The 10653-nt window shown below is 42.5% G+C and carries 11 protein-coding genes; all 11 read right to left on the bottom strand.

Annotation, left to right across the window (positions count from 1 at the left end; translation table 11 throughout):
* Positions 1-411 carry a flagellar biosynthetic protein FliO gene (fliO, locus tag CXF78_RS02075; protein WP_011636665.1) on the bottom strand — a complete coding sequence of 137 codons (411 nt, stop codon included), beginning with the start codon at positions 409-411 and terminating at the stop codon, positions 1-3.
* 94 nt (positions 412-505) lie between these two features.
* Positions 506-889, bottom strand: a complete 384-nt coding sequence (gene fliN / locus CXF78_RS02070; protein ID WP_011636664.1) for a flagellar motor switch protein FliN — start codon at positions 887-889, stop codon at positions 506-508.
* A gap of 11 nt (positions 890-900) precedes the next feature.
* Positions 901-1929 carry a flagellar motor switch protein FliM gene (gene fliM, locus CXF78_RS02065; RefSeq protein WP_011636663.1) on the bottom strand — a complete coding sequence of 343 codons (1029 nt, stop codon included), beginning with the start codon at positions 1927-1929 and terminating at the stop codon, positions 901-903.
* Between the two features lie 29 nt (positions 1930-1958).
* Positions 1959-2480, bottom strand: a complete 522-nt coding sequence (gene fliL / locus CXF78_RS02060) for a flagellar basal body-associated protein FliL (RefSeq protein ID WP_102035827.1) — start codon at positions 2478-2480, stop codon at positions 1959-1961.
* A gap of 93 nt (positions 2481-2573) precedes the next feature.
* Positions 2574-4112, bottom strand: coding sequence for a flagellar hook-length control protein FliK (locus CXF78_RS02055; RefSeq protein ID WP_102035826.1), 1539 nt, complete (start codon positions 4110-4112; stop codon positions 2574-2576).
* 304 nt (positions 4113-4416) lie between these two features.
* Positions 4417-4863 (bottom strand): flagellar export protein FliJ, encoded by a 447-nt coding sequence (fliJ, locus tag CXF78_RS02050; RefSeq protein WP_011636660.1) that lies wholly within the window; start codon positions 4861-4863, stop codon positions 4417-4419.
* Between the two features lie 5 nt (positions 4864-4868).
* Entirely contained in the window at positions 4869-6209 is a 1341-nt protein-coding gene (gene fliI / locus CXF78_RS02045) for a flagellar protein export ATPase FliI (protein ID WP_102035825.1), read from the bottom strand.
* Positions 6190-7401, bottom strand: coding sequence for a flagellar assembly protein FliH (fliH, locus tag CXF78_RS02040; RefSeq protein ID WP_102035824.1), 1212 nt, complete (start codon positions 7399-7401; stop codon positions 6190-6192). The genes fliI and fliH overlap by 20 nt, the downstream gene beginning before the upstream one ends.
* Before the next feature lie 154 nt (positions 7402-7555).
* Positions 7556-8611, bottom strand: a complete 1056-nt coding sequence (gene fliG, locus CXF78_RS02035; protein ID WP_011636657.1) for a flagellar motor switch protein FliG — start codon at positions 8609-8611, stop codon at positions 7556-7558.
* Positions 8604-10283 (bottom strand): flagellar basal-body MS-ring/collar protein FliF, encoded by a 1680-nt coding sequence (fliF, locus tag CXF78_RS02030; RefSeq protein WP_041413457.1) that lies wholly within the window; start codon positions 10281-10283, stop codon positions 8604-8606. Before fliF ends, fliG begins: the two co-directional genes overlap by 8 nt.
* Before the next feature lie 72 nt (positions 10284-10355).
* Positions 10356-10653 (bottom strand): flagellar hook-basal body complex protein FliE (gene fliE / locus CXF78_RS02025; protein WP_102035823.1); only part of this gene is annotated, 298 nt, incomplete at its 5' end.

Below are 10653 nucleotides of genomic sequence, written 5' to 3'. Positions count from 1 at the left end.
TTATTGCTGTTCCTTGGCTTGTTTTAGACGACTAGCAAACGAGGAAATGGGAACGTCGACGGGAGTGGCTAACTTATCAATCAGATTAATCTGTTGCGAGGTTACACCAAGTAGATATTGCTGGCCATTTACCTCTACCAGTACCACTTTTTCACGTTGGCCGATGGAAGTCACTGCAATCGTTTTAATCACACCGCCACTTGATGGCACTAACTTAAGGCGTTTTACAATATAAGCTAACAAAAAAATAATCGCTAATACGACAATTAATCCACCAACCATGTTGGCCAAAGTTGCCACATTGGACACTTCAACAGGGTGAGCAGAGGTATTTTTAGCTAGAGTGCTAGACACTTCAGGGACGCTTAACGCCTCACTCATAATGCTCAGCATTAGTATTATATTCGCCACTGCTATTCCTTGTTTGTGCAACCAATCAAGCAAACTTCAGCACGTGCTAATATTTGCTATATTATTGTTTATAATATAATTTTAGTTATTTTAGTTATTTTAGTTTTTTAATACGTTCTGTTTGGCTAATAACATCCGTTAAACGGATACCAAATTTGTCATTCACTACCACTACCTCACCATGAGCAATTAAGGTTCCATTAACCATAACGTCTAAAGGCTCACCAGCTACACGGTCAAGTTCGACCACCGAACCTTGGTTGAGCTGGAGTAAATTACGGATGCTAATAAAACTACGACCCACTTCCATGGAAATCGTTACCGGAATATCTAGAATACCGTCTAACTTGGCTGCTTCTTCTTTCGTAATCGGTCTAGAGTCATCGACTAACTCATCAAGTTCGACATGTTCTGCTTCTTCTAAAGCTTGCTCTGCCATTGCTGCAGCCCAGTCATCGCCTGTATCTTCTGTGCTCATTCTACTTCACCTTATAAATCTGAAATATCACGCGACTTGCCTTTGCGAGTCACTAATTGCATCTCTGTTTTAACCGTTTCTGGCCGCGGAATTTTCTCACTGATTTTTAATGCTAAATTATCGCGCGATTTCCCCATTTTACAACGATAAGTAGGCAAACCTTCAATTCGCATCATAATGTGTTCTGGTAAATCTATCGGAATAATATCCCCTGCTTTAAACCCCATAACATCACGTAATGTCACTTCATGTTCAACAACATTGACATCAAAACCGACCTGCACATCCATGATTTCATCACGTAATGCTTGCGACCAGCGCATATCAGTATCTTGTTTATCACTTTGAACACCGGCATCGAGTAATTCACGAATAGGCTCAATCATCGAATACGGCATGGTAATATGGAAATCACCGCCGCCGCCATCAACTTCGATATGGAACGAATTAATCACTACCACTTCGGTCGGGCTGACAATATTCGCCATTGCAGGATTCACTTCAGAGTCGAGGTACTCAAACTCCACATCCATTACCGGTGCCCATGCTTCTTTATAATCTTCAAAAATAATTTTAAGCAACAACTGCACAATACGGCGCTCTGTTGGTGTAAATTCACGGCCTTCAATTTTGGCATGAAACCGGCCATCACCACCAAAGAAATTGTCTACCAGAATAAAGACTAATCGTGCTTCCATGGTGATTAATGCAGTGCCCTTAAGTGGGCTGAAACGCACCATATTTAAACTGGTTGGCACAAATAAAGTATGCACATACTCGCCAAACTTCAGCATTTGTACGCCATTGATCGACACTTCGGCTGCGCGGCGCATCATGTTAAACATACTGATGCGTAAATGCCGTGCAAATCGCTCATTTACGATTTCAAGCGTGGGCATACGGCCACGCACAATTCTGTCTTGAGAAGAGAAATCATATGAACGCGCATCAGCGCTGTCCTCTTCTATCTCATCATCATCAACATCATCAACACCATGCAATAGCGCATCAATTTCATCTTGGCTTAATAAATCACTCACATCATCGCCTTAGCAGTTAATGCTTTTGGTTATTGCATTACAAAGCCAGTAAACAGGACTTTTTCAACAACTTTCTTGCCTGTTATTGGTTGCAGCGTATTTTGAACATTGAGTAACGCTAACTGACGTAGCTCATCTTTACCGGCTTGGGTACTGAGTTTTTGTACGTCTGCAGCACTAAAAGTAGTTAATAATGCATCTTCAATCAATGGAATATGTTTTTGTGTCAATACACTATCATCACCACGCACCATTAATTGAACTTTAATTTCAACCAGTCTAGCTCGGTCAACGCCGGGCAAATTAAATAGGAAAGGTCTCGGCATACCGACATAATTAGCTTCTTCCATCGACATAGGTTTGGCATCTGTAGATGTCTCTGTTTCTGTCTGAGAGTCAGTATTTTCAGGTTCATCAGAGCCCATAAAAAACCACACGCCTCCCCCAATAAGCAAAGCCAACACCAAACCAATACCACCAAAGATGACTAATTTTTTGCTTTTCTTACCGCCTTCAGAGGCTTCATTCAATTCTAATTCTTGTTCAGGCATTCTGGTTCCTAATCAACATTGTGATTAACATTAAAACGTAGCTAAGTAGTCAGCTTCTATTGAAAAGTCATATTATTGCTATAGGTTACCTGCTTAAGCATAATAATCTATAGCTGAATGTAAACTCCTTGATGGATTTGTCATCAAGCTGACCTCTTGTGCTGAAATTTCGTCCAACTGACTGTCTCCCCCACCTTGATTAGATGATTGTTCATGCGGTTGTTCACTACCACCATCACCTTGGGACACTTGGCTGTCTGTCAGTTGTAATCCTTCTTGAGCCAGCATATCGCGTAATCGAGGCATCGCTTGTTCAACGATATCGCGGGTTTGCGACTGCGCTACATGAAACTGTACCTGAGTTTGATCACCTTGAATCTGAATTTTAACCGTTAAATGTCCAAGTTCTGGCGGATCAAGACGAATTTCAGCTTGTTGGATACCATTACTGACCATGGTTATTAACTGCTGTTTCATTACCGGAGAAAAACGCTGGATCATCTCTTGCATCTGAGCACCTGGTTCTCCTTGTGGTCTTAACGATAGCTGAAATTGCGGAACATCACTTTTATGAACCGAGGTAAAGCTACTCTGATTTTGTAACGCCTTGCTGTCAGTGTCACCGATGTCAGTCAGTGTATCTAATCCAAAACTAGTTTGATTTACAGCGGTTGAAGGATCACCGGAGGCGTGTTTTGTCGCTAAGGAATCTAAGACCACCGAAAAGTCAGCTTTTGCTAGCATTTTGGCATTATCAGTGTCTAATTTGATGTTGCCATCAATACGAGTTTTGTCGCCTAAAATGGTATCAGGATCAATTGTCATCGCCGACGTAACTTCAGTTAACGCTGCTGAACTGCTAACTCCAGAATGTAAAGCTACAGTTTGATCGACTTTAGCGGTTGCTGAATTCAGGTTTGTCGCACTTACTTGACCTTGAACAGCCACGCTTGTGGCAACAGACTTATCAAATTGGCTCTGTTCTTCACTATTAAGCACGCTATCGGATTGTTGGCTATTAAGCGTGCTAGAAGACAATTCATCACTGCTAGTCATAACCGTTGCTTGTAAATTGAAGTCACTAAGTAATTGGCTTAACTCTTGATAGTCTAGAGCTTGAATATCCTGTATAGATAAATCGGCAAATGCCACTAAGTTGTCGAGGTCTTCTGGACTAAGCTGAGAAAGAACATCTTTAATAGAAGAAACATCAGCTTCAAGTTCAATAAGATCACTATCAAGATCCACATCTGCAGTGTTACTTTCAGGTTCTGTGGAAACTGCTGCGTCAAAATAAACGTCAGATTTATCGACATGCGGCAATTCATTTCCGCCAGAGGAATGACGTTTATTAAATGAATCGGCCATATTAAGTTGAGCAAAAATCAATTCCGCATCTGCATTTTCTTCGGTAGACAACTCGTTTGCTAACGCAACACTGGTTTTGTCAACGTCTGTATCAATTGACACCTGCGCTGTATTACCACTACGCCGTATAACAAGATCGGATTCACTCGCCTGATTGAAAGCAGATAAGAATGATGTATTTTCAACATCTTGTACATTTCCCTTCGTACTCACATCGGCAGATTTACTGCTACTGCCAAGTAAGATATTGCTCATCTGCTGCATAATCTGCTCCACTCAATCAAACAAGGTTAAGTTATTGGTCGTCTAATAAATAGCTCTGTATTTAAACCTTATGCGTCATATAACGGTTTATTTCGCTATATCAATAAGGTCATTGTGAAAACCTCATAAAGAGTTATTCACTGTCGCTTCGCTGACGATTTTTATTTCAATCATTGTTATTAAGCAATTTAAATGCCAATACGCATTGGCTGAATAACATTTCAGTGATTAAACATACAAAAAGAGTAACGAAAAAGTTAAGCGTAAACGATATTAGGATTAGAGAGTCATTTGACTGGTAGGACTATTTAAGATTTCGACGAAAATATTGCTGCATAGCAAATTCATCCGACATTTTTTGTTCGCGTTTAGCTTCTATTACCATCGCTTTAGTTGCTTTTTGGCTTAATAGCATTTCTACCGCTTTGCGTTTTTGTTGTTTTTCTTGCCAATGAATTTGACGATAACCCACCTGTTTTTCGGCATCTTTAACAGCGGCAACTTGCTGGGTGATTGCACTATCTACTTGGCGAATAAATTGATGAAATTGATGGTATTGGTTAGCACGTAATGTAGTACCGGTGTGCCCTTCCATCTGTTTCATATAATCTAAACGATAGTTATTTAGTGCATCCAACTGGCCCTGGCGTTTTTGTTTTTCAAATTGCGCAGACTTAAGCTGTAATGCCGCTTGATCTTCTGCGGCGGTGGCTAACTTCAAAACCGTCAATAGTGGGTCAGTTCGAGTCATTGATATTATCCCTGACACTGTGCGGCAATTTGAGTCAACATGACTCGGCTTTCTTCAAACGTCATCGGTTCTTTAAATCCCTGCCGCAAAAAAGCATTCATTGCAGGTTGTAAACGTATGGCATTATCAATTCTAGGATCGCTGCCTTGCGAGTACGCGCCAATTGAAATCAGATCGCGATTTTGTTGATACAGTGAATACATCTGTTTAACTTTACGCATCGCTTCTAAGTGTTCTTCACTAATCACCATCGGCGCGACACGGCTAATCGATGCTTCCACATCAATAGCGGGATAATGACCCGAATCAGCAAGCTGACGAGATAATACAATATGGCCATCTAGAATCGCTCGAGAAGCATCGGCAATAGGATCTTGCTGGTCATCACCTTCGGTTAATACCGTATAAAAAGCGGTAATTGAACCTTGTCCGGCACCGCCGTTACCCGCTCGCTCAACCAGGCGCGGTAATTTAGCAAATACCGAAGGTGGATAGCCTTTGGTGGCAGGTGGCTCGCCTACAGCAAGAGCGACTTCTCGTTGTGCTTGTGCGTAACGCGTTAAACTGTCCATCAGCAATAGTACATCGTAACCTAAATCTCTAAAATACTCAGCGATACGAGTGGACGTTTCACAGGCTCGTAAGCGCATTAACGGAGAAGTATCCGCAGGTGCAGCCACAACGACTGAGCGCGCACGACCTTCTTTACCTAAGATTTCCTCAATAAACTCTTTAACTTCACGGCCACGTTCGCCCACTAACCCCACCACAATAATGTCGGCTTTCGATCCTCGTGTCATCATGCCAAGCAGCACACTTTTACCCACACCGGAACCAGCAAACAAGCCCATTCGCTGCCCTTTACCAACCGTTAACATCGAGTTGATAGCACGAACGCCAACATCTAACGGTTCAGTAATCGCTCGTCGAGATAATGGATTAATATAAGGACCATGACGTGATGCATGTTGATCTGTATTAAGCGGGCCTAAACCATCTAACGGAACGCCGCTACCGTCTAATACTCTACCTAATAATGATAAACCTACATTTAATCCTGATTGTTCGCCTAAAGGTTTTACACGAGCGCCAGGCAATACACCTCTAAGCTCTTCAATAGGCATTAAATAAAGTAACTTGTCATCAAAGCCGACAACCTCAGCAACCAACTCACCAACCATGGTTTCAATAGAGCATAAACTACCAACAGGTGCGCGGCACCCTGTCGCTTCAAGCGTTAAACCAACAACCCTAACCAACTGGCCACTTGCAACCGGTCGCAGCGGTAACACGTGTTTATGATGTACCGCAAATTTGTTAAGTAGTTTATGTTGACGAGTGCTCATCGGTATTTCCTTGAGATAGGTCTTTCGTCTGTTGCTGAGCATCAGCCACTTTATTAGCTATTGAGGTGTCAGCTTGTGCATTTATATTGAGAGGCGCACTTGTATTGTACGTCGTGCTAGTGTCGAGAGTTGCCGCTGCATCAGAGCTTTCCGCATCAAAATCTTCAGCATCAATTGACGCTGCCGAAGAAGCATCAACTTGTTGTTCTAACGTTTCAGTAACGGTATCAGCGCCCATCTCTGCGCCAAGTTCTTCAACATCACCTTGGCCAATCTCGTCCCTATCGGTGTTTTCTGTACTATCGGTTCTACCAGCAAGCTCAGCGGCTTGCTGATGTTCACTCAAATTATCGACAGATGTGGTTTGATATTGTGGATGAGTTGATTTTTGCTGCTGGACATTTTTTGCTAACTGATTCGATTGAGCGTCTAATTCACTAAACACTTGGCTAATACGCTGCTCTACACGTAAATCGACAGCAGATCGAACACTTTCAATCATACAGTCACCATTAGCTAACGTCGGATCAATATCGATTTGCCACTGATTTTTTTGCAGTTGCTCAGCGCTGTAACATTGGTTTACGAGTTCAGCATCTGCCTGATTAAAGCGTAATTTAACCAGCTGTTCTTTCAATGGAAGTGCGTCAACACCTTGGCGTAAAGCCGATAATATATGTTCTGGGTGAGTCTTAAGTTCATGGCCGATAACCGATTTGGCTAAACTGATTGTCATGGCCAATAATTCAGCTTCAATTTCGTTATCTAAGATGGAAAGTGGCAACTCGAATTGGGAAATAATGTGGTTAAGTTGTGCAATAAGTTCATTGGCTTTAATTTGCCCAGCTTCTAATCCTTGTTGTTCGCCTTGAGTAAAACCTTGTTGATGACCTTGCTCCAGTCCTTCTAAACGGCCTTGCTCTAATCCTTGTTGATGACCTTCTTGCTTACCCTGTTCAAATCCTTCTTGCTCAGCTGCAGCGCGGATGTCTTCAATTTGCGCCATGGTGGGTGGCGCCATAGATTTCTCAGCCCCAGTAACAGGAGTAGGCGTGTGGGCCTCAGAAAACTGACCGAACAAATTTGAAGGTTCTAGGCTACTATCTTTGGTAATATCAGGTAATTGCCAATGACTAAATTCATACTCGCTATCCGTATTGAGTGCATCTTTAGGCGATTTTGATTCAGGCATAATTCATCACTTGTGTTGTTAAAAACATTGGCTCAAAACAAAAATAATAACCGTAGCAACGGTATTAGGTGTACGACCTAATAATACAGATAGCTGACGGATATCCAAATAGAAATACCCGCCATTACTGTCACATTAATGAATATAGGAGTGGTTACAAGAACTCGTCACCACCGCCGCCGCCTAGCATAATCTCACCGCTGTCACTGAGTCGACGGGCAATAGACAGAATTTCTTTTTGTGCGACTTCAACTTCGCTAATACGTATTGGTCCCATGGCTTCTAAATCGTCACGAAGCAATTCTGCTGCACGTTTAGACATATTACCCAGAATTTTCTCTTTCAAGGCTTCATCAGCCCCTTTGAGTGCTTTCATCAGTACATCTTGCTGCACTTCTCGTAACAAGGCCTGAATGCCACGGTCGTCAACATCAATGAGGTTTTCAAACACAAACATCATGTCTTGAATTTGTTGCGCCATTTCTTCATCTGACTCACGCATGGTTTCCATGATTTGACTCTCAACACCAGTGTCGAGGTAGTTCATGATATTAGCAGCCGCTTTTAGGCCGCCCATTTTAGCCGCTTGCGCACCGCCTTGACCGGCAAATTGTTTTTCCATAATGTCGTTTAATTCTTGCAATGCCGCTGGCTGAACTTCTTCAAGGTTGGCAATACGCATCATCAAATCTAAACGGGTATTTTCAGGAAATTGACTAAAAATCTCAGCAGCTTGATCGGGTTCTAAATACGACAATACAATAGTTTGAATCTGCGGATGTTCATTTTGAATAATGGTGGCCACTTGACGTGCATCCATCCATTTTAATGAATCAAGACCTTTAGCGCCGCTGCCCATGATAATTTGTTCAATCAAATTACCGGCTTTATCTTCACCCAATGCTGCGGTTAACGCTTTACGGACGAATTCTTCACTGTTAAAGCCAATGGAAGAGAACTTTTGAATATCGTCTAAAAATAGTTGGTGAACACCAATGACCTTCTCTTGACCAAAGTCTTCCATGGCTGCCATCGCCATACCCACTTTTTGCACTTGCTTAGGCTCTAAGTGTTTTAAAATTGACGCCGCATCCGCTTCACTCAAGCTAAGCAGTAAAATTGCAGTCTTTTCAACACCTGTCACTAAATCAGGATCAAATCCTGTTGCTTTCTCAGCTTTAGCTGCTTTATCTTTTTTTTCATTAGCCATTGTCTTGTAACCAGTTTTTAATCACTTGAGTGGAAAGTTCAGGCTCATTTGCCACTAACGCTCTAATTGCTTTAATCATATCATCATCTTTATGCAAATTAGGTATTTGAATTGACCCGTCATCGGCATAACTGTATTCCGCCTCTTTGGTATTAAGCATACCTAAGGTATCTGCAGCATATTGATCTTCAATTTCAGCTAACTCATGTCCAGGACGAATATCGTCAGGCATGTTGATTCCATTGGGATTGGTTAGCTTCTTAAGCATAGGTCTCACTACGGCTAGAATGAGCACTAAAATAACAATTGCGCCTAATGCCAATTTAATCGCACGCCAAAACCAAGGCTCCTCCCACATATCTGGCTCAGGTAACGCTTCAATTAACTGATCCATAAACGGAACGGTTACCACTTCCAGCGCATCACCACGCTGAGTACTAAAACCTACCGCGCCTTCTAATAAACGACGAATATTAGTTAACTCTTGTTCTGTTCTCGGTACCCGAGCAACCACACCATTTTCATCTACTTGGCCGGGTTTAAAGTTAATCGCAACTGACACGCTTACACGACGAACCACCCCAATTTGTTGGCGAGTATGGCTGATGGTAGTGTCTAATTCATAATTACGCGTGGCTTCTTTTGAAGAGTCACCAGACATGGTTGAAGCTGTCGCTTCACCTGCCACTTGCGGAATATCAGATTCCATTGGTGGTTGATTACTTAGCGCACCAGGAATACCGCCAGAGTTTTGACCAGACGAATTTCTCTCAATGATCATTTCACTACGAATCGCCGGCAAATCAGGTGAGAAACGCTTCGCCGTTTGCTCTACTGCGGTAAAGTTCATATTCACATCGACTTGAGAAGTAAAATTCTCAGGGCCTAAAATTGGCATCAAGATTGACTCGATTTTCTTACGGTATTCAGCCTCTTGCTGTTGTACGAGCTCTTGCTCACGACGTGCTCTAGAGGACGCACCATCTTGACTACCGGAATTGAGTAAACGCCCATTTGAATCAGTTACCGTAACACGAGCAGGTTCAAGCCCTTGAACTGCTGAGCCTACGATATCAACAATGGCATCAATCTCTTCTTGGCCCAAGCCACCACGACGTACATTGACTACTACTGTGGCACTGGGTTTAGATGCATTACGGGCAAAAACATTTTCTTTTGGTAACGCTAATATCACTTTCGCACGACTAATACTTTTTAATTCTTCAATGGCTCTGGCTAGGTTTTGTTCTTGGCTTTGTTTTAAGCGCGCTTGTTCCATACGCTGACTGACACCAAAACCACTATCTTGGTTTAAGTAATCATTTGCTTGAGTACTACTTTGAACACCTGCACGGCTGAGCAGTAATTTCACTTCTTGATATTTGTCTTCAGGCACTTTTACCACGTCGACGTTTATTTGATAATCGATTTGGTTTTTATCAAGCACATCTAAGACTAGGATCATCTCAGCTGTTTCCATTTTCCCAAGTGGGCGATAATCAGGCTCTTGGGCCCACATCATCACAAAAACAGCCAAAGCAAGGCATATCGCTAGTGCCAGAATCATGATGACTTGACGCATCATATCTGCACCACCAACGCCACCAAGAAGTCCAGATTTGTTCTCTTGTTGGACACCGCCATCGGCTGTTGAACCCGAACCTACCATAATGTCTGTGCTCACAATACGTACCTGCTATATCTAATGTTGTTATGTTATTTAGTGCTCAAAAACAGTCTGCGACTAAACAGGCATACTCATAATTTCTTTATAAGCATCGACAAGCTTATTACGTACTTGCACTGTGGCCTCAAAGGCAACGCCAGCTTTCTCACGCGCAATAACGGTATCAGACAAGGTCACCGTGGTGTCGCCCATGTCTAAACGAGTCGCTAAATTTGCCGATGATTGTTGTAGCTCATTGACGCTTCCCACTGCTTGAGACAGTAACTGACTAAAATCAGCACCGGTGGTGTTATTCACTTGCTGGGTAAGGTTGGGACGAATAGATGAACCAATAGAAGGGGCTATTTCGCCGCGA

Source organism: Shewanella sp. 11B5, assembly GCF_002836795.1.
Taxonomy (GTDB): domain Bacteria; phylum Pseudomonadota; class Gammaproteobacteria; order Enterobacterales; family Shewanellaceae; genus Shewanella; species Shewanella frigidimarina.
This window is presented reverse-complemented; position numbering and strand designations above follow the sequence as displayed.